Source organism: Pedobacter sp. Leaf216 (assembly GCF_001421515.1).
Taxonomy (GTDB): domain Bacteria; phylum Bacteroidota; class Bacteroidia; order Sphingobacteriales; family Sphingobacteriaceae; genus Pedobacter.
The window spans coordinates 103542-122551 of sequence record NZ_LMKM01000001.1; the positions used below are offsets into that span (position 1 = coordinate 103542).

19 protein-coding genes are annotated in these 19010 nt (G+C 38.0%); 13 read left to right on the forward strand and 6 right to left on the reverse strand.

What is annotated here, in order from left to right; genetic code table 11:
* Positions 1 to 51: 51 nt before the first annotated feature.
* Positions 52 to 888, forward strand: coding sequence for an N-acetylmuramoyl-L-alanine amidase (locus ASE74_RS00465; RefSeq protein WP_055903083.1), 837 nt, complete (start codon positions 52 to 54; stop codon positions 886 to 888).
* Between the two features lie 186 nt (positions 889 to 1074).
* Here ASE74_RS00465 and ASE74_RS00470 read toward each other — a convergent pair whose 3' ends face one another.
* A complete protein-coding gene (locus ASE74_RS00470; RefSeq protein ID WP_055902758.1) occupies positions 1075 to 2730 on the reverse strand; it encodes a glutamine--tRNA ligase/YqeY domain fusion protein in 1656 nt (551 codons plus the stop codon).
* Between the two features lie 264 nt (positions 2731 to 2994).
* Here ASE74_RS00470 and ASE74_RS00475 point away from each other — a divergent pair, with 264 nt between their 5' ends.
* The 6 genes from ASE74_RS00475 (at position 2995) to ASE74_RS00500 (ending at position 6697) form a co-directional block, all read left to right on the forward strand.
* Positions 2995 to 3414 (forward strand): cobalamin B12-binding domain-containing protein, encoded by a 420-nt coding sequence (locus tag ASE74_RS00475; RefSeq protein WP_055902760.1) that lies wholly within the window; start codon positions 2995 to 2997, stop codon positions 3412 to 3414.
* Positions 3415 to 3417: 3 nt separating this feature from the next.
* Positions 3418 to 4197, forward strand: coding sequence for an enoyl-CoA hydratase/isomerase family protein (locus tag ASE74_RS00480; protein WP_055902763.1), 780 nt, complete (start codon positions 3418 to 3420; stop codon positions 4195 to 4197).
* 257 nt (positions 4198 to 4454) lie between these two features.
* The gene (locus ASE74_RS00485; protein ID WP_055902765.1) at positions 4455 to 5504 is read left to right on the forward strand and encodes an AI-2E family transporter; all 1050 of its coding nucleotides are present in this window, start codon (positions 4455 to 4457) and stop codon (positions 5502 to 5504) included.
* 73 nt (positions 5505 to 5577) lie between these two features.
* Positions 5578 to 5844, forward strand: a complete 267-nt coding sequence (locus tag ASE74_RS00490; RefSeq protein WP_055902768.1) for a YtxH domain-containing protein — start codon at positions 5578 to 5580, stop codon at positions 5842 to 5844.
* A 51-nt stretch (positions 5845 to 5895) separates the two neighbouring features.
* Positions 5896 to 6273 carry a phage holin family protein gene (locus tag ASE74_RS00495; protein WP_055902772.1) on the forward strand — a complete coding sequence of 126 codons (378 nt, stop codon included), beginning with the start codon at positions 5896 to 5898 and terminating at the stop codon, positions 6271 to 6273.
* A complete protein-coding gene (locus ASE74_RS00500) occupies positions 6260 to 6697 on the forward strand; it encodes a hypothetical protein (protein ID WP_055902775.1) in 438 nt (145 codons plus the stop codon). The genes ASE74_RS00495 and ASE74_RS00500 overlap by 14 nt, the downstream gene beginning before the upstream one ends.
* A 183-nt stretch (positions 6698 to 6880) precedes the next feature.
* On the opposite strand, the gene aspS is transcribed toward ASE74_RS00500, so the two are convergent.
* Positions 6881 to 8626, reverse strand: a complete 1746-nt coding sequence (gene aspS, locus ASE74_RS00505) for an aspartate--tRNA ligase (RefSeq protein WP_055902778.1) — start codon at positions 8624 to 8626, stop codon at positions 6881 to 6883.
* A 284-nt stretch (positions 8627 to 8910) separates the two neighbouring features.
* Positions 8911 to 9315 carry a hypothetical protein gene (locus ASE74_RS00510; protein ID WP_055902781.1) on the reverse strand — a complete coding sequence of 135 codons (405 nt, stop codon included), beginning with the start codon at positions 9313 to 9315 and terminating at the stop codon, positions 8911 to 8913.
* 1054 nt (positions 9316 to 10369) lie between these two features.
* Between ASE74_RS00510 and ASE74_RS00515 the strand changes: the two genes are divergently transcribed.
* From ASE74_RS00515 to ASE74_RS00530, 4 genes are all read left to right on the forward strand, one after another.
* Positions 10370 to 10927, forward strand: coding sequence for an RNA polymerase sigma factor (locus ASE74_RS00515; RefSeq protein WP_082458594.1), 558 nt, complete (start codon positions 10370 to 10372; stop codon positions 10925 to 10927).
* Entirely contained in the window at positions 10920 to 11447 is a 528-nt protein-coding gene (locus ASE74_RS00520) for a hypothetical protein (RefSeq protein ID WP_235525975.1), read from the forward strand. The genes ASE74_RS00515 and ASE74_RS00520 overlap by 8 nt, the downstream gene beginning before the upstream one ends.
* Positions 11448 to 11576: 129 nt before the next feature.
* Positions 11577 to 12860, forward strand: a complete 1284-nt coding sequence (locus ASE74_RS00525; protein WP_235525977.1) for a hypothetical protein — start codon at positions 11577 to 11579, stop codon at positions 12858 to 12860.
* Between the two features lie 70 nt (positions 12861 to 12930).
* On the forward strand, positions 12931 to 13476 hold the full coding sequence (locus ASE74_RS00530) for a peroxiredoxin (protein WP_162235768.1): 546 nt from the start codon (positions 12931 to 12933) through the stop codon (positions 13474 to 13476).
* A gap of 53 nt (positions 13477 to 13529) precedes the next feature.
* On the opposite strand, the gene ASE74_RS00535 is transcribed toward ASE74_RS00530, so the two are convergent.
* On the reverse strand, positions 13530 to 14420 hold the full coding sequence (locus ASE74_RS00535) for a bestrophin family protein (RefSeq protein ID WP_055902785.1): 891 nt from the start codon (positions 14418 to 14420) through the stop codon (positions 13530 to 13532).
* 141 nt (positions 14421 to 14561) lie between these two features.
* Between ASE74_RS00535 and ASE74_RS00540 the strand changes: the two genes are divergently transcribed.
* Together ASE74_RS00540 and ASE74_RS00545 are read left to right on the forward strand one after the other, a co-directional pair.
* Complete coding sequence (locus ASE74_RS00540; protein WP_055903090.1) at positions 14562 to 16085, forward strand: MFS transporter; 1524 nt, start codon at positions 14562 to 14564, stop codon at positions 16083 to 16085.
* An 11-nt stretch (positions 16086 to 16096) separates the two neighbouring features.
* On the forward strand, positions 16097 to 16348 hold the full coding sequence (locus ASE74_RS00545) for a DUF6814 family protein (protein WP_055902788.1): 252 nt from the start codon (positions 16097 to 16099) through the stop codon (positions 16346 to 16348).
* Between the two features lie 131 nt (positions 16349 to 16479).
* Here ASE74_RS00545 and ASE74_RS00550 read toward each other — a convergent pair whose 3' ends face one another.
* Positions 16480 to 17664, reverse strand: coding sequence for a class I SAM-dependent rRNA methyltransferase (locus ASE74_RS00550; RefSeq protein WP_055902791.1), 1185 nt, complete (start codon positions 17662 to 17664; stop codon positions 16480 to 16482).
* A 111-nt stretch (positions 17665 to 17775) separates the two neighbouring features.
* Positions 17776 to 18786, reverse strand: a complete 1011-nt coding sequence (locus tag ASE74_RS00555; protein WP_055902794.1) for a LacI family DNA-binding transcriptional regulator — start codon at positions 18784 to 18786, stop codon at positions 17776 to 17778.
* Positions 18787 to 19010 lie beyond the last annotated feature (224 nt).

The window sequence follows — 19010 nt, forward strand, 5'->3', positions numbered from 1 at the left end:
GATGAAGTTTCACATAACTTTGTAACTTCAACTTGCTAACAATTCATGCCCATGTTATATCCCAAAACATTAAATTTATCCACTATTTTCGCTTTTCCGCTGCTACTTGTTTTATCTGGTTGCGGAAGTAGTAAATATGCTGCAACAGAAAAAATTTATAAAGAAAAAGCTAAAGATTTTTCTAAAATAATAGGCACAACACCTCCGGTTGGTCAACTTTACGATTCACTAGGGGCAACAAATCAAACCTGGATTGGTTCTGTAAATTTTGGGATACGCAAACCAAATTTTGTAGTAATTCACCATACCGCACAGGATAGTTTAGCACAAACGGTCAAAACATTCTTTTCAACCAAAGCTGGCACCAGCGCACATTACGTAATCAGTCGCGATGGGAAGGTAGTGCATATGGTAAATGATTATCTGCGTGCAAACCATGCCGGCATAAGCAAATGGGGAAAAGATACTGACCTAAATTCTTCTTCTATCGGTATTGAACTGGATAACAATGGCTTGACTGATCCATGGCCCGATGCACAGATTAATAGTTTGATTAAATTACTGGCTACCTTAAAGAGAACTTATTCTATCCCAACTGCAAATTTTATTGGTCACGCCGATATAGCCCCAAAACGTAAAAATGACCCAAAAAATTTCCCCTGGAAAAAACTGGCAGATAAAGGTTTTGGCTATTGGTATGATGATGTGCTAAAAAATCCACCTGCAGATTTTAACACCGAAATGGCTTTAAAATATATCGGTTACGATACCAGTAATCTTGCCGCTGCAATTACCGCATTTAAGATTCACTTTATCCAAAGCGATATTACGCCAACCTTAACACCGGTAGATGTTTTGGTGCTTTACAATGTGTATACAAAATATTAGATCGGGGAGGCGATTTATAAGGCCGGAGAATGAAGGTCAAAAGTTTATTGCAGAAAGAATAGTGTAATTTTTTGATGCAGACCGCTTCTATTGACCACCTAAATTAAGATAACATAAAAAGGCACAGATAATCCACAATAATCTGTGTTCATCTGTGCCTTATGTATCGCCTAAAAATAGTAAAAACTAGTTTGGCTTTTTAAATGTATCTTTCAGTGTTACCGTTCTATTAAAAACCAATTTATCGGCAGTAGAATCTTTGTCTAAACAGAAATAGCCTTTTCTGATAAACTGATAACGGCCTTCCAAATCTGCATCTGCCAAAGCTGGCTCAATATAAGCGTTTGGTAATACTGTTAAGCTCTCAGGATTCAGGTAATCTTTAAAATCACCTTCTTCCGCATCAGGGGTTTCAGAGGTAAACAAACGATCGTACAAACGAATTTCGGCTGTTTTAGCATGTGGTGCACTCACCCAATGGATGGTTCCCTTCACATTTACGCCACTGGTATCGTTACCGCTTTTTGATTCTGGGATATAGGTACAACGGATTTCAGTAACGTTTCCATTTTCATCCTTAACAAAATCTTCGCACTTCACAATATAAGCGAATTTTAAGCGTACCATTGCGCCAGGTGCCAGGCGGAACCATTTTTTTGCAGGTACTTCCATAAAATCTTCACGCTCAATCCAAAGTTCGTTGCTGAAAGGGATTACACGTGTACCACCACCATCTTCTGCCTCAGGATTGTTTTCGCCAATTAAATCTTCCGTGCCTTTTTCGTAATTTGTGATCACCAGTTTAATCGGATCAAGAACCGCCATTACACGATTAGCTGTTTTATTTAAATCTTCGCGGATACAAAATTCCAATAAGCTCAACTCAATTAAATTTTCGCGTTTGGCAATACCAATTCGCTCGCAAAACTCACGTACGCTTTTTGGGGTAAAACCCCTTCTGCGTAAACCACTAATTGTAGGCATACGCGGATCGTCCCATCCGCTTACTAAATTCTCGTTAACCAGTTGCAACAACTTACGTTTACTCATTACCGTACTGGTAAGGTTTAAACGCGCAAATTCATATTGTTTTGAAGGGAAAATCTCCAGTTTTTCGATAAACCAATCATAAAGTTCGCGGTGCGAAACATATTCCAGGGTACAAATTGAGTGTGTAATGTGCTCGATACTATCACTTTGTCCGTGCGCAAAATCGTACATCGGGTAAATGCACCATTTGTTGCCTGTACGGTGATGTTCAGCATGTTTGATGCGATAAATAATCGGGTCGCGCATTAACATATTCGGACTTGCCATATCAATTTTAGCCCGTAAAATATAAGCACCATCAGCAAACTCACCATTTTTCATTTTCGTAAAAAGGGCTAAATTTTCTGCAACGCTACGGTTACGGTATGGGCTATCCTGTCCTGGTTCGGTTGGCGTGCCTTTTAAAGCCGCAATTTCATCTGCAGAACTCTCATCAACATAAGCCAAACCTTTTTCGATCAGTTCAACGGCAAAACCATACAGCTCGTCAAAATAATCTGACGCATATAATTCGTTTTTCCAGTTAAAACCCAACCATCTAATATCTTCTTGCTGGCTGTTTACATATTCGGTTTTTTCAGTTACCGGGTTGGTATCATCAAAACGCAGATTGGTATAACCGCCGTATTTTTGTGTTAGTCCGAAATTTAAGCATATTGCTTTCGCGTGGCCGATGTGCAGATAACCGTTAGGCTCCGGCGGAAAACGCGTAACCAAGGTTTCATACTTACCACTATTTAAGTCGTTCTCAACAATTTCTTCAATAAAGTTCAATGACTTCTCTTCACTCATAAAAACCTGTAAATTAGGAATGCAAAGGTAAAAAGATTGAGCGGATTTATACAATGATTATAGGTTTATTAACCCATGGTTGATCGTTAATGGTTCAGAACTTCATTATAGTACGATGAAAATACAAATGCTTTAGTATTATGGGCCAAATAGCCTACAAAAACCACAGCTAAAAACAATGAGTCATCAACCAGAGTACACATTTATCCTATTTCTCAATTACCTAATAAAATCAATACATTTACATCAACTTAATATTCATTTATGAGCAAAGCATTAAATCGGCCAATCCGTGTTTTAGTGGCTAAAGTTGGCTTGGATGGGCACGATAGAGGTGCCAAAGTAATTGCAACCTCGCTTCGCGATGCGGGTATGGAAGTAATTTACACCGGCCTACGTCAAACTCCAGAAATGGTGGTTAACACGGCATTACAAGAAGATGTTGATGCAATAGGTATATCGATCCTTTCGGGTGCACACATGACCGTTTTTCCGAAAATTATCAATTTTATGAAAGAAAAACAGATGGATGATGTGTTATTAACCGGTGGAGGGATTATTCCGGAAGCTGACCGGTTAAAACTTGCCGGCATGGGGGTTGGTGAGTTATTTCCACCAGGTACCACTATGGCAAGCATTGTAGAATATATTCAAAACTGGGTTACAGAAAACAGAAATTTTTAAGCTATGGCATATCAGAATTTAATATCAGAAGTAAAAGAAAACATCCTATACCTTACTATAAATCGCGAAAAAGCTTTAAATGCTTTAAATAAAGATACTTTATCAGAACTGGCAGAAGCCATTGCCTATGCCGGAAATACTGATGAAGTAAGAGGCGTTATTTTAACCGGAGCAGGCGAAAAGGCCTTTGTTGCAGGTGCAGATATCAAAGAATTTGCTGATTATAATGGTGAGCAGGGAGAAGAATTGGCTAAAAAAGGGCAAAACGAGGTCTTTAATGCCATCGAAACTTCTCCAAAACCATTTATTGCAGCAATTAACGGTTTTGCCTTGGGCGGTGGACTTGAGCTTGCCATGGCCTGCCACATGCGTATCGCATCTGATAATGCAAAATTGGGTTTACCAGAAGTAACTTTAGGTCTGATACCAGGCTATGGTGGCACACAACGGTTAACCCAGCTGGTTGGAAAAGGCAAAGCCATAGAATTGATTACTACCGCAAATATGATCACCGCAACTGAAGCTGAGAAAATAGGACTTGTAAATTATGTTGTACCCCTAGAAGATTTAATAAGCAAGGCACAGGATATTTTGAATTTAATTAAGCAACGTGCACCCTTAGCGGTATCAGCAGCAATAAAATCAGTAATTGCATCGGTAAATGATGCTGATGGCTTTGCCGTTGAGATTGAATCATTTGGAAAATGCTTTGAAACTGCCGATTTTAAAGAGGGGGTAACTGCATTTGTAGAAAAAAGAAAAGCTGTATTTGTAGGAAAATAATCGTTTTGCAATACAAGCGATTACTCAGTTAACCAGAGAAATTAATTATTGCGATACAGAATGCTGAATGTCCAGCTATTTTAGAGGTGTAAAGGCAATTTACTTTGTCAACACTTAAGACCCGAAAAATTTAATTTAGATGGAAAAACACGCTATAAAAAATTCAAGCTGGCCATGTCTCATGATCATATATAAATTTTAAATTCGAAAAACAAAATCGATCATTTTAGCATTTAAAGAGTACCTATTATCTAAACATGTCAGTATTCTCCTACAAACAGCGTAATAACATTAATCTTGTCATTATTATTGCGCTTGGGGTGTTAATTGCGTATTCTCTACAAGGTATTTTTAGTGCTATATTAAGCACATTGGTACTTTATACCATTATGCGCCCAGCCTATATTCATCTGGCAGAAAATAAAGGTTGGAATAAAAGGTTTGTCGCCATTCTGCTCATCACCATCAGCATTATTTTAATTGTTTTGCCATTCTATGCATTGAGTAGTATGGTAATCAGTAAAATTTCAGAGTTGCGGAATAATGAGATTTTCTTTAAAAACATTCTGGTTAAGCTACAGCACCTTATACCGGTAAAAATTAATCAGGAACTTATTCAGGATGGCTTAAACAGACTGGGTAACTGGGCTACACAGCTTTTCCCCTCACTGATTTCGAGTGCAGTAAATATTATATTGAGTTTACTGGTAATGTACTTTTTACTCTACTTTATGCTCATCGAGCGAAAAAAGTTCGAATTTTCCTTAGTGAAATATGCTCCTTTCAGAGAACAGAATGCACTTCGTTTTGGTGATGAAATGAAAAACACAACTTATGCAAATGTACTTGGGCAAGGATTAATCTGTTTGGTGCAAGGATCATTGGTAAGTCTATCATTTTATGTTTTAGGCTACAAAGATCCTGTATTCTGGGGAGTGATTACCACCTTTATTTCTTTTGTACCTGTTTTGGGGCCCCCTGTTGTTTTTGTGCCTGCAGCTATTTTACAAATTGCAAATGGAAATAATTTTGCAGGTTGGGCAATGCTTATTTTTGGTTTTGTAGTTGTAATTAATATCGATAATGTACTCAGATTCATTATTGCAAAAAAAGTTGGCAACATTCATCCCATAATTACAGTAATTGGCGTAATTATTGGTATTCCTTTATTTGGAATATTAGGCCTTGTTTTTGGCCCGCTACTTTTATCTTATTTTATATTGCTTGTTAAAATTTATGAGACGAGTACGCTCGCATCAGAAAGATTGGAAAGAATTAAAACAAATAATGAGCATAGTGAGTTATAAATATAGCTTAACAATAAAATAATGTAGTAGTTTTATATTGTACTTGATTGTTAAACCCTTAAAATAGATAATTATGAATGATAACTCAAAAGTTGTAGTTGCGCTTTTAGCAGGATTAGCTGCAGGTGCAGCGTTAGGAATTTTGTTCGCACCAGATAAAGGTGATGAAACCCGTGATAAATTAAGCCAATCGCTAAAAGATTTGGGTGATTCTATCAAGGATAAAGCTGCTGACGAAATTAATAACCTTGCCAGTTTAAAAGAAAAAGTGGTAAGCTCGATTAAAACGAAATTAAGAAGTGTAGAAGAAGAATATAGCGACGACGTAGAGCACGCTTAGTAAATAACTTGTATAGCCGGGCATTTTGCCCGGTTAAACCTCATCTGAATTATGCAGGAAAATAAAGATAAAAGTATTGAAGATCTGGTAGAAGACGCCAAAGGCTTTTTGGAAGCCAGGGTTGAATACACCAGACTTTATCTGGTAGAAAAAGTATCGAAAATATTTGCCGATTTAGTAACCAGTACCACTGTTATTGTCTGCTTTATACTAGCCTTTTTATTTGGCTCTGTAACGCTGGCATTGTACTTATCTGATGTTTTAGGTAGCTACGCGGGAGGATTTGGCTGTGTTTCCTTATTTTATATCCTTTTGGCCATAATTGTATATTTAACCAAGGATAAATATATAGAGAAAGCAATTATCAATATTGCCATTAGAAAATACTTTGATAAACTTGCAGATAAGGAGGAAGATGAAAAGGTATAAAGATATCCGCAACCTGGAAAACCTGCAGGCAAAAAAATTAGAACTTAAGGTAGCATATACGCTTAAGCAAAATATGCTTAAAACAGATGCAAAGGCCTATTTGAAACAGTTTACATTGGGCGCATTGATTAAAAGATATGCTACACCTAATAATTTATTCAAAGCTGATGAAAAACTAAACATTAGCGGTACCGCCATGTCATTGCTGTTACCATTCTTTATGAACAAAACCATATTCAGAGGGGCTGGCTTTTTAACCAAGGCAGCTGTTGGATTGGTATCGGGCAAGGTAGGCAAATCATTAGATGCAGAGCATTTATCGGCGATCTTTAATTCGGTAAAAAGCTGGTTTGGTAAAAAGAAAGAGAAAAAAGATAAAAAATTTATCGATTATGGCATTCCGCCAGATAGTGAAACGTATTAGTCTAATGATTCATTAACAATCGGTTCATTGGATAAGCAAAGTGCTAATTATATTATAAAAAAGCCTCAGGATTCTAAATTCTGAGGCTTTTTTTATGCGTTTCACCATCGTGTCCCGATTTTAAATCGGGGTTCAGGGTCTTTTAATGAGATGATGAAACCAGTTCAGCAAGACGGATCTATTTTATAAATCTGTCTTAATTTTCAGTTCCTTCAATTGCTTATCATCAATAGTGCTCGGACTATCGATCATCACATCTCTACCGGAGTTATTTTTAGGGAATGCAATGACATCGCGGATAGAGTCCAAACCAGCGAAAATTGAGGTTAAACGATCAAAACCGAAAGCTATACCACCGTGTGGAGGTGCGCCGAATTCGAAAGCATCCATTAAGAAACCAAATTGCTTTTGCGCCTCTTCTGCACTAAAACCTAAATGTTTAAACATTAAGGCCTGCAAGGCCCGATCATGGATACGGATTGAACCACCACCTACTTCAGTACCATTGATAACCATATCGTAAGCATTGGCACGAACATTTTTAGGATCGGTATCTAATAAGGCTATATCTTCAGGCTTTGGAGAGGTGAATGGGTGGTGCATTGCATGGTAACGTTCAGTTTCTTCATCCCACTCTAAAAGTGGAAAATCCAATACCCAAAGGGCAGAGAATGTATTTTTATCGCGTAAACCCAAGCGGTTACCCATTTCTAAACGGAGTTCGTTTAATTGTTTACGTACTTTATCAGTAGAACCCGCCAAGATTAATATTAAATCGCCTTTTTCCGTTCCGAAAGCTTCACTCCATTGCTTAAGGTCTTCTTCATTGAAGAATTTATCTACAGATGATTTAATGGTTCCATCATCGTTATGGCGGGCATAAATCAAACCTGTAGCACCAATCTGCGGGCGTTTGATAAAATCGGTGAGTTCATCCAATTGCTTACGCGTATAGCTAGCAGCACCTTTTGCATTGATACCTACAACCAGTTCAGCATTATCAAAAACAGGGAAACCTTTTCCTTTAACCAGATCGTTAAGCTCTACAAACTGCATTGCAAAACGGGTATCGGGCTTATCAGATCCATATAAACGCATGGCATCTGCATATTGCATACGCGGCACTTCAGGCAAATCGTAATTACGTACCTCTTTAAATAAAGTACGGATCAAACCTTCAAAAGTATTTAATATATCTTCCTGTTCGATGAAAGACATTTCACAATCAATTTGGGTAAACTCAGGCTGACGGTCGGCTCTTAAATCTTCATCCCTGAAACATTTTACAATCTGAAAATAACGGTCGAAACCGGATACCATTAACAATTGTTTAAAAGTTTGCGGCGACTGAGGCAATGCATAAAACTCACCTTCATTCATGCGGCTAGGCACCACAAAATCTCTTGCTCCCTCTGGAGTAGATTTAATCAGAACAGGCGTTTCCACCTCAATAAAATCTAAAGCATCTAAATAGCGGCGGACCGATTGTGCCATTTTATGACGTAAAACCAGGTTATTGCGAACCGGATTACGGCGTAAATCCAAATAGCGGTATTTCATGCGCAACTCATCACCACCATCAGTTTCATCATCGATCATGAAAGGAGGCAACTTTGCAGCATTTAAAATCTCTAAAGCAGAAACTTTAATTTCTACATCACCGGTTGCCATTTTTGGATTTTTGTTACTTCTTTCTACCACAGTTCCCGTGGTTTTAATCACAAATTCACGACCCAAGGTACGTGCGGCTTCGCAAAGCTCACGATTATCATCCATGTTAAAAACCAGTTGAGTAATACCATAACGGTCGCGGATGTCGATAAAAGTCATACCGCCCAAATCTCTTGATTTTTGTACCCAACCACATAGCGTAACACTTTCTCCTAAGTTATTCAGGTTTAATGCACCACAAGTTACTGTTCTTAACATATATTGTAATCTAAATTAAGCGGCAAAAATACCGATTTTGTTTTAAAGTTAATGCTATAGGCAAAGGTTTTTGAAACAGGCTTTTTGAGAAACAGAAATAAGAGAAATATGTATGCAAGTCATTACTCTGGATTCATTTAAATTCTGAGTTAAAGATCTGAAACAAGATGAATTCATACTTAAGGTCGTCACTCTGAATTCATTTCAGGGTCTGAGTTAAAGATAGAACAACAGCTAAAACTATTTTACCATTCCTTCCGAAAGTATTTCTTCATTCGGCATAATTAATATTTCTCCTCCAATACGATTTCAATTGCTACAACCTTCCACTCTGCTTTAATTTTTTTCCAATGGTAAATTTCTTCAGTTTGTACGGTCTGTTTTTTAGAAAAAATCAGCAGGTTCGGCTTTAAAACAACCGATTTGCGCGCAATTTTTTCGGTAAAAATTTCATTTTCAAAAGATGATTTAATGCGATAATAACTGGTATGGATTTCTTTAATTTGATTAAAATACTTTTTTAAATCAATCGTATAGTCGCGCTTATTAAGTGTAACACCTTCAGCAGGCGTATAAGTTAAATCTTCACTAAATATAGCGGCGTAATTCGTTACATCCTTATTTTCTAAAGCCTGGTTTGCTTTTTGGTGTATCTCATTTATTGCTGAAATGATTAAATCGGTTTCCATGGCATGAAGTTAATGGTTTGTATCAGGGATTTCAAATTTATGATGATCAGGCAGCTGATATTCCACACATGCCAAAAGCACAAATCTGATCATTTTTAATCAACTGTAAAACATTATTATTTGTTTGGAAACGAAAAGACAGCATTTTATAGGTGCTGTAGCCCCGCCATTCGCTTTATCCCGATGAAGGATCGGAATGCCCGCTGCTGTCGGGTTTAGTTAACGGCGGTTTGCTTCAGGGCACAAAACCTTCCCAAATAAACCCGATTGTAGGGAAGAGCTTCCGATCCTTCATCTGAACGCGTACCGGAAAGCGGGACAGCAATTGCCAAAAGCACAAACCTGATCATTTTCAATCAATTGTAAAACATTATTATTTGTTTTGGAAACGAAAAGACAGCATTTTATAGGCGCTGTAGCCCCTCCATTCGCCTTATCCCGATGAAGGATCGGAATGCTCGCTGCTGTCGGGTTTAGTTAACGGCGGTTTGCTTCAGGGCACAAAACTTTCCCAAATAAACCCGATTGTAGGGAAGAGCTTCCGATCCTTCATCGGAACGCGTACCGGAAAGCGGGACAGCAATTGCCAAAAGCATAAACCTGATCATTTTTAATCAACTTTAAAACATTATTATTTGTTTGGAAACGAAAGGACAGCATTTCATAGGTGCTGTAGCCCCGCCATTCGCTTTATCCCAATGAAGGACCGGAATGCTCGCTGCTGTCGGGTTTAGTTAACCGCGGTTTGCTTCAGGGCACTAAACTTTCTCAAACATACCCGATTGTAGGGAAGAGCTTCCGATCCTTCATCGGAACSCGTACMGGAAAGCCGGACAGCAATTGCCAAACGCACAAACCTGATCATTTTCAATCAACTGTAAAACATTATTATTTGTTTGGAACGAAAGGACAGCATTTCATAGGCAGTATCCTTCTTTTATTTAACCGGGATATTTTTAGCTAAAAGCCAGATTAACATATTTTTAAACTTTTTTTATACCTTGATGCAACGTTTTAAAATCCCTTATGTCTTATAATCTGAATATTCGAAATTTTGGAAGCAGTATACATCGATAAAAACCTAGAACTCGTAAAAAAATGCATGCAGGGCAGCCGGGCAGCGCAGTTTGAATTGTACAAACTGTATGCAAAGGCCATGTATAATGTGGCGCTGCGTATTTTAAATTACGAAGAAGAGGCGGAAGATGTTTTACAGGAAGCATTTTTGGATGCTTTTACCAGAATTGTTGATTTTAGGCAGGAAACCACATTCGGACTTTGGTTAAAGCAGATTGTGATCAACAAATCCATTAATTATCTGCGCAAACGCAAAATGGAATTTGTAAGTACCGACGAAATATCGGAAGTGCCCGATGAAGACAGTTTTGATGACAGTGAAGTGCGCTTACAGGCTGATGAAGTTAGAGTGGCCATTGCCCAATTACCAGATGGTTACAGGGTGGTATTGAGTTTATATCTTTTAGAGGGTTATGACCATGAAGAGATTGCACACATTTTAAAAATAAGCGAAAACACTAGCCGTACGCAGTACATGAGGGCTAAAAAGAAGTTAAAAAGTATTTTAGAACAGAAAGGGATGAGAGATGAATAATAGATTAGAAACCTTTGTAAAGGAAAACCGTAGAGCATTCGATGTAATGGAGCCATCGGCCGGACTTTGGGCAAAGATTGAACAGGAGTTAGATCAAAAAAAGAAAAAAAAACCGATAAAGCTATATTTATGGATGAGTGCAGCAGCAGCGGTTGTAGTGGTTTTCGGTTTAATTTGGTTGTACGCAGGCAGGCTACAAAACAAAGATTTAGAAATAGCCGACGTTAGCGCATCTTACGCCAAAAAAGAAGTCCACTTTGCAGGATTGATTACCGAAAAAAGAGATAGCTTGGCCATTTTTGCTTCTGCAAACCCTGAACTATATAAAAAGTTTACTGCAGATCTGAAAAAGCTTGATGAAGATTATGAAAGATTAAAAGCAGAACTGCCAACCTCGCCAAACCAAACTTTTGTGGTAAAAGCGATGGTAAAAAACCGCGAAATACAATTGCAATTGTTAAAACAACAGTTGTTAATCATAAACCAGGTTGACGATTACAAGAGAGTTAACCAGATTTAAATAAGTAAAAATAGCAGGGAAATCAATCTTGATATCTGCTGCTCAATAAATTACATTACGCTCACCTCACCGAATTGCTTATTGCCAGCCGGCAGGCTTTAAGCTTAAAGGTGTTTAAAAACTAACAACATGAAAACAATAAATATATTATTAGCCTTTATGGCTTTAATCGCCGTAAAAGTTGATGCGCAGGAATTGGTGGTGAATAGCCCATCAGAGAAAACAATCGTATATACCGACAAATCGACGACATTGGCGATGGTAAATACATCAAACTATAAACAAACGGGGAACGATGCTGAGCGTTCTAAATCTTTTAGTAAAAGTTTCAGTGTGGATAATAATGATAAAATAAATTTGAACAATCAATTCGGTTCGATTTTAATTAAAACCTGGGACAAAAGAGAAGTGCGTGTTGATGTAGATATTAAAGCCTACAGCAATTCTGACAATGATGTACAAAAACTGATTGATGGGGTGAGCATTGATGCCACTAAAAATGGCGACGTAGTAACTTTTAGAACAAATATGGGTGATAGAAACGGACGTTATGGCCGTGGCGTAAAAAATGGCGTAACCACCTGGCGCAGAGAAGTTAAAGTAAACTATGTTGTATTTATGCCGGCTGTAAACCCATTAACAGTGTCGCAGGAATATGGTAATGTAGAACTGGGTAATTTTTCTGGGCCAACTTCTTTAAAGGTAGAATACGGCAATCTGGTTGCAGGAAATTTAAGTAATATAAACAACTACATTAATGTTCAATACGGCAAATGCGATATCCAGGATTTAAATGCTGCTGTAGTAAAACATGAATACAATGGCCCTGTAACCATTGGTGCTGTGGGTACGTTACAACTTGATGCGGAATATGTTGCTGTAAATATCAATACCATCAGAAAATCGGCCGATATTAAAATACAATACGGTAAAGGCTTAACAGTTGGTACCATTGGCGGCAACCTGCTTTTAAATGCCGAGTATGCAAAGGTAAATATCAATACGGTTAAAGGAAATACAGTTGTTAAACAGGCCTATGGTGATTTAAATATTGCATCGGCAGGTAAAATAGCGGTAAATGCAGAATATTCAAATGTAACTTTGGGCACATTAAATGGCGATGCCAACATTAACATGGATTATAACCGCTTAAGTGTAAATGAAATTACACCTGCCTGCAGAAACTTTACCTTTGGCGGGGAATATGTAAGTGTGGGATTGGGTTTTGCAGATCGTTATAATGCAAATTTCAATGTTTCAACATCATATGCAGGCTTTAAATATGGTTCTAATGTAACCTCAACAACGGTGAGCAAAGATGATGAAACCAAAAAATATTCGGGCAAAATTGGTAGCGGTGGCACAGCAAACGTATCTGTTAAAACCGAATATGGTTCAGTTACCTTTAAATAAGAATTTCCAAACCAAACAAACCATTAAGTCCGGCCATTTTTGGCGGGACTTTTTTTTATATTTAGGCCTGATGAAAATTTGCCTGATTCTTCTACTCATTGTCTTTAGCCTACCCTCGTTTGCGCAGGATGCGCCAATTAGATGGGCAACACAAGAAACATTCTTTGAGGATCTATCTGGAAAAAACCTGCCTGCTTTTAATGGATTAACCATTAATAAAAAGCCATTTTCAAATGCTGATATTAAAGGCCAGGTAGTGGTAATTAATTTTTGGTTTGAAAAATGCCCTCCCTGTATTGCTGAAATGCCCGAACTGAACAAACTTGCAGCCAAATACGCTGCAAGAGGTGTTAGGTTTATCGGAATTACGCATGATGCTCCTTCGAGCGCCAAACGCTTTCAAAAAAAGAATGCTTATCAATACGAAATTTTATCCTTGAGTAAGGATGAAATCCGGAAGCTAAATATCAACCATGGTTTTCCATCCAATATTCTGGTTGGAAAGAATGGAAAAATCGTTTATGCCATGGCAAATTTTTCCCTCTCCGATCCGCAGTTTAAAACCAAGTCCATTATTTTTGAAGAAAAGCTAAAAGCCTTAATAGCTGCTCAATAATTGAGCAGTTTATCGCTAAAAAAGTTTAATTCCTAGGTAATATCCTAATAAAATTAAAGGATATATTCGTTATTTATAGGCTTAATAGGTTCTGGAATGTTTTCTTCCTGGAGCATTTGCAAAAGATTGATCTCTATCGTTCTGGTAATCTGGTTGAGTGGAACACCGGCAGAATTATTTTCAAACGGATTAACAAGGCTCATCCCGTTAATTTGTGTTGATACAAATACGAAACCGATTAACCACCCTAAAAATATGGAGGCTGGTCCGGCATCCTGACTGATTACGAGTGTAAAGGTGACAACAAATAACCAGATAAATACTTTTGTTAAATAGGAATAGGTAGTTGGAAATATTGTATTTTTAATCCTTTCGCTCATCCCCATCGAATCTGAAAAACGGGTTAGCATCTCATTGATCTCGATAAAGCGAAAGCCATCAATTGCATTGTTTTTTGATAGTTTTTGCAGATCTCTGGATTGGATGTTTAAAATGGCATTGTGTGCATTATTATGTTTCCCAATTTCCTCTAAATCTGCTTCAGTAAGGTATTTGGTATAAATTTCATCAACTGCTCCCCTTAAATTGGCTTTTAGCGCATATAAAAAAGCAATGTGCCTGTATACCATACGTTTAACACTTTCATCATCTTCATCAACATAATTAATTAATGCTCTGGCGTAAGAGCGGGAATCGTTTACTAATGCGCCCCAAATTTTTCGGGCTTCCCACCACCTGTCGTAAGCCTGGTTATTATTAAAACCAATAAAAAAGGCAATTGCGGTACCCAGTACAGTTGGTATTATGGATGGTATTGAAAAATGGTGGGCAATTAAATATGCCCTTATGAAATATGCGGCGGTGCATGAGGCGATCATGATTAAATCAATTTGCCAGGTATTTCTTAAAATTCTAGTTAATCTGATATTTTGTATTAAAAGCATATATATTGAAAGGAAACTGATTCATTCGGATGAAAATACAAACATAAAGCCGAAATGTTTTAGTATGAGCAAATTAAATAATAGCGCGGGTTTGCTGTTGTGAAGTAAATGTCTATCTTGGGCCACCAAATATTTCTTTTTATGAGCGAAACGTTGCCGAAAAATAACATTTTCAAAGTTATTGGTGCCTCTTCATTGGGCACTCTTATAGAATGGTATGATTTTTATATTTTTGGAAGCCTTGCGGTTATCATCGGCCATCAATTGTTCCCGGAAGATGCCGGTGCTTCTGCGCTCATTAATACTTTAGCCATTTTTGCTGCCGGTTTTATTGTTCGTCCCTTTGGGGCATTGGTATTTGGCAGACTTGGCGATCTAATTGGTAGAAAATATACTTTTCTACTCACGCTGGTTTTAATGGGTGGATCTACTTTTTTTATTGGCTTAATTCCTTCTTATAAAAGTATTGGATACGCTGCGCCTATTTTAGTACTGGTGTTGAGGTTAATTCAGGGTCTGGCGCTGGGCGGCGAATATGGTGGTGCTGCAACCTATGTAGCAGAGCATGCGCCCAAGAATAGACGTGGCTTTTTTACCAGCTGGATTCAAACTACGGCCACCTTAGGGCTATTCCTCTCACTAGGAATTATTGTAATTACCAAAAATATACTCGGTGCTGAGACCTTTGGCGATTGGGGCTGGCGGATTCCTTTCCTCCTGTCGATTGTTCTTGTTGTGGTTTCGATTTATATCCGGATGAAAATGCACGAATCGCCCATGTTTTCGAAACTGAAAGCAGAAGGAAATATTTCCAAAAATCCTTTAAAAGAAAGTTTTAACAATAAGGCGAACTTTAAAATGGTGCTACTGGCATTATTTGGTGCTACTATGGGCCAGGGGGTAATTTGGTACACCGGGCAATTTTATGCACAATCATTTTTGGAGAATACCTGCAAGTTGGATTTTAACGATTCGAGGTATATTTTACTATGGGGAATTGCTTTTGCAACACCCTTTTTTGTAGTATTTGGCGCATGGAGTGATAAAGTGGGCAGAAAGTGGATTATGTTAACCGGAATGCTTCTTGGGATTATTTTTTACCGACCGATTTATCAAACTTTTTTAAATGATACGGATTATACGAAAGTTGAACAATCAGCAATTTTATCTTCAACGCCTGCACCTGTACACTCCGTTTTAATTGAAAATACAACAGATAGTTTACGAACGGTTTCTACCAAAATAACACTTAAAAACGGAGCTTCTTTTAACAGCGTTCAAACTGATACGGTTTCTGCAACTAAGGGCGTTCTAATAGGCAAGGAAATACTGAAAGATAAGGTATTACCAACGCCGGTATTTTGGAAATTTGTAGGTTTAATCTTTTTTCAGATCTTGCTGGTAACAATGGTTTACGGACCAATTGCAGCATTTTTGGTTGAGCTTTTCCCTACTAAAATCAGGTATACTTCTATGTCATTGCCTTACCATATTGGCAATGGTGTTTTTGGTGGCCTTGTTCCATTTATCGCCACTTTAATTGCAAGTTTTTCTGGTGCAACACCACTTTCCGGGCTATGGTATCCGATAGGTATTGCAACATTAAGTTTAATCATCGGAACAATTTATTTATCAAACAAAAGAGACGAAAACATTAACGATTAGCTACCAGCAAGATGAATATATTAAAGAAATTTTTAGGGTTGGTTTGGATGGTTTTAGGCCCACTAACCATGACTTTCCTATTTATACAAGCAATAGATAAAGTTGGATTGACACATACCGATATTGAAAGAACGAATACCATTTTGCAATGGGCAATTATTCTCTTCATTTTTCTGCCGATTAGCCTTGGTTTGATGATTTTTGGGTTTTATGCCTGGAAAGGCGAGTATGATCATCTACCAGAAAGTTCGGAAGAGTTATAAATACTTGTTTATCAGACAAGAGGCTGTTTTTTACCACAAAGGCATTAAGATCACAAAGAATGGATTATTCCGCGTAGGCTGTTTTTTCCACTTGTAGGCTAGAAATAGGTGTTGGTAGCAGGGGACAATTTTTATAATACCCGCAATAACAGCCCTTTTAGGTATTCACCTTCTGGAAAAGAAATTCTAACCGGGTGATCTTCTGGCTGGCAAAACTGTTTAATAATCTGTACTTCTTTGCCTGCATCAAGTGCTGCCCAGGCAATAATCTGTTTAAAGGTTTCGATATCAACTGCGCCCGAGCAGGAGAAAGTGGCCAGTAAACCACCTTTTTCCAGTAGCAACATACCCAGGCGGTTTAAATCCTTATAAGCTCTTGCCGCCCTATCCAAGGCCGAACGCGATGGTGCATATTTGGGCGGATCAAGCACAATTATGTCGAACATTTCTCCCGATTCTTTAAAAGCGCGGAGTTGTTTATTCACGTCAGATTGTATGGCTGTTACCTTATTTACATCAAAATTGTTTAAGGCTACATTTTGTTTTAGCGTTTCCACAGCTAAGCCAGAACTATCTACACTGGTAATGCTATCGGCCTCGTTTGCAAGGCTATTTAAGCTGAAACCACCACTGTAACTAAAACAGTCTAAAATTTTTTTACCTTTAGCATAACTGGCCAAAATACTCCTATTATCGCGCTGATCGCAATAAAAACCAGATTTTTGTCCTTCTGCAATATTAATATGATAAGTAATCCCGTTTTCTTTAACGGCTAAAAATTCAGGAGGATTTTCGCCCCAAAGCAGACCGTTTTCAATAGGCAAGCCTTCGTGGGTACGGGCTGTGGCGTCACTTTTATCAAATATTCCTGTTGGTTTTAATTCTGCCTTTAATATTTCTACAATTTCTGTTTTTACTTTTTCAATCCCCGAACTTAAAATCTGAAGGGAGAGGAAATCTGCATATTGATCAACAATTAAACCCGGAAGAAAATCAGCTTCACTAAAAACCAGTCTGCAGGTATTGGTATGTTCGCTTAAAATAAACTGACGTGAGGCAATGGCTTGCTTCAAACGGTTATGGTACCAGCTATTATTTATAGTTTGAGTTTCGTCCCATTCCAGAAGACGAACAGCCACGCGCGAATTGCTGTTGTAGTAGCCATAGGCCAGAAATTCATTATCGAAGGCAAAAACTTTTACAACATCACCATCTTCAGGTTTCCCTTTAACTTTCTCCAATGCTCCAGAAAACACCCATGGATGCCTTTGTAATGCTGCTTTTTCTTTGCCTTTTTTTAATATGATTTCTACCATGCTGCAAAGGTAATAATTTGTAGGGAGTTTGGCACAGCGCGTTTGGCGCTGAGTAATGGGAAGTAAGTTTGGAGTTGGCGGCATGGAATGCCATGCACAGCGATATGATGCCTACCGCTTTTTTACCAATTCAGTGTCCAATACTTTGGTTTCGAATTCGGTTACGGGCCTTTTGGCTTCAATCATCGAAATAAGAAGCTCGGTTGCCACCTGGCCCATTTCAAAAGCAGGTTGTTTAACTGAGGTTAGTGAGGGCGAAAATAATTCGACAAGATTAGAGTTGGTGAAACCGGCAATGGCAATTTTATCCGCAACCTCGGGATTGGTTTTCTTTAAAGCCATAATGCAGCCCGTAGTAAGGCGATCGCTCGAAATAAAAATTCCATCCGGTTGTAGTGGTAAAAGTTCTTTTACTGCTTGCTCGAGCTCTGCACTGTGCATGCCCCCGTGCTGACAATATTTAACAAGTTCGGGTTTAAATTCAATGTGGTATTTGAGCAAAGCTGCTTTATAGCCTTCCAGTCTTTCTTTGGTTATCGAAAGGTTTTCAGAATTTGTAAGGTGTGCAATAGTCCTTTTTCCTGATAAGATGAGGTGTTCGGTGGCATCAAAAGAACCTTTAAAGTTATTTGCTATTACTTTGTGGGTTTCAAAATCCTCCGGCACACGATCAAAAAAAACAATTGGCAATCCTTTGGCGTACAAGCTTCTTAAATAATCAATATCCTGTGTTTCTGACGATAATGCAATCAATAAACCGTCAATAGAGCGCGAAGCCAGGTGCTCAACATTCAGTTTTTCCTGTTTATACGATTCGTGACTTTGAGAAATGATTACGTGGTAATCCTTATCATATGCGATGGATTCGATTCCGTTGATCACCTGAGAAAAAAAGTTGTTGGCAATCTCACTCACAATAATGCCAATAGAGTAACTACGGCGTTCTTTTAAACTTCTGGCAATGGGGTTAGCACGGTAGTTTACCTTTTCGGCATAGGCCAGCACCAGTTTTTTTGTTTCCTCACTAATTTCGTAACGGTCTCTTAAAGCCCTGGAAACTGTCGATGTAGACAGGCCCAATGCTTTAGCAATATCTTTTATGGTAGATGTTTCAAATCTCATTTTTCGCAGTGCGTACAAGTTACGAAAAATATCTCTTTAAGGGCGTTCAACTCCCAATAATAATAAACGTTCTCTTAACGTTTTTGGGAACGTTTGCACACTTTTTTAGTTAAAATTAGTTTCAATTGGTTTTTAGTTTGTAAAATTGTTACATCAACGTAACCAAATATAAATAAACAATAACATCCCGAAATAGAATTATATTCTAATGCAAGCAATTGCAA

What these genes read in the sequence shown, in the direction of transcription:
- ASE74_RS00495 (WP_055902772.1), top strand. Translation starts at nt 5,896, where the DNA reads ATGCAGGAAAATAAAGATAAAAGTATTGAAGATCTGGTAGAAGACGCC.
- ASE74_RS00490 (WP_055902768.1), top strand. Translation starts at nt 5,578, where the DNA reads ATGAATGATAACTCAAAAGTTGTAGTTGCGCTTTTAGCAGGATTAGCT.
- ASE74_RS00545 (WP_055902788.1), top strand. Translation starts at nt 16,097, where the DNA reads ATGAATATATTAAAGAAATTTTTAGGGTTGGTTTGGATGGTTTTAGGC.
- aspS (WP_055902778.1), bottom strand. Translation starts at nt 8,626, where the DNA reads ATGTTAAGAACAGTAACTTGTGGTGCATTAAACCTGAATAACTTAGGA.
- ASE74_RS00535 (WP_055902785.1), bottom strand. Translation starts at nt 14,420, where the DNA reads ATGCTTTTAATACAAAATATCAGATTAACTAGAATTTTAAGAAATACC.
- ASE74_RS00500 (WP_055902775.1), top strand. Translation starts at nt 6,260, where the DNA reads ATGAAAAGGTATAAAGATATCCGCAACCTGGAAAACCTGCAGGCAAAA.
- ASE74_RS00550 (WP_055902791.1), bottom strand. Translation starts at nt 17,664, where the DNA reads ATGGTAGAAATCATATTAAAAAAAGGCAAAGAAAAAGCAGCATTACAA.
- ASE74_RS00525 (WP_235525977.1), top strand. Translation starts at nt 11,577, where the DNA reads ATGAAAACAATAAATATATTATTAGCCTTTATGGCTTTAATCGCCGTA.
- ASE74_RS00540 (WP_055903090.1), top strand. Translation starts at nt 14,562, where the DNA reads ATGAGCGAAACGTTGCCGAAAAATAACATTTTCAAAGTTATTGGTGCC.
- ASE74_RS00510 (WP_055902781.1), bottom strand. Translation starts at nt 9,315, where the DNA reads ATGGAAACCGATTTAATCATTTCAGCAATAAATGAGATACACCAAAAA.
- ASE74_RS00485 (WP_055902765.1), top strand. Translation starts at nt 4,455, where the DNA reads ATGTCAGTATTCTCCTACAAACAGCGTAATAACATTAATCTTGTCATT.
- ASE74_RS00555 (WP_055902794.1), bottom strand. Translation starts at nt 18,786, where the DNA reads ATGAGATTTGAAACATCTACCATAAAAGATATTGCTAAAGCATTGGGC.
- ASE74_RS00465 (WP_055903083.1), top strand. Translation starts at nt 52, where the DNA reads ATGTTATATCCCAAAACATTAAATTTATCCACTATTTTCGCTTTTCCG.
- ASE74_RS00520 (WP_235525975.1), top strand. Translation starts at nt 10,920, where the DNA reads ATGAATAATAGATTAGAAACCTTTGTAAAGGAAAACCGTAGAGCATTC.
- ASE74_RS00480 (WP_055902763.1), top strand. Translation starts at nt 3,418, where the DNA reads ATGGCATATCAGAATTTAATATCAGAAGTAAAAGAAAACATCCTATAC.
- ASE74_RS00475 (WP_055902760.1), top strand. Translation starts at nt 2,995, where the DNA reads ATGAGCAAAGCATTAAATCGGCCAATCCGTGTTTTAGTGGCTAAAGTT.
- ASE74_RS00470 (WP_055902758.1), bottom strand. Translation starts at nt 2,730, where the DNA reads ATGAGTGAAGAGAAGTCATTGAACTTTATTGAAGAAATTGTTGAGAAC.
- ASE74_RS00530 (WP_162235768.1), top strand. Translation starts at nt 12,931, where the DNA reads ATGAAAATTTGCCTGATTCTTCTACTCATTGTCTTTAGCCTACCCTCG.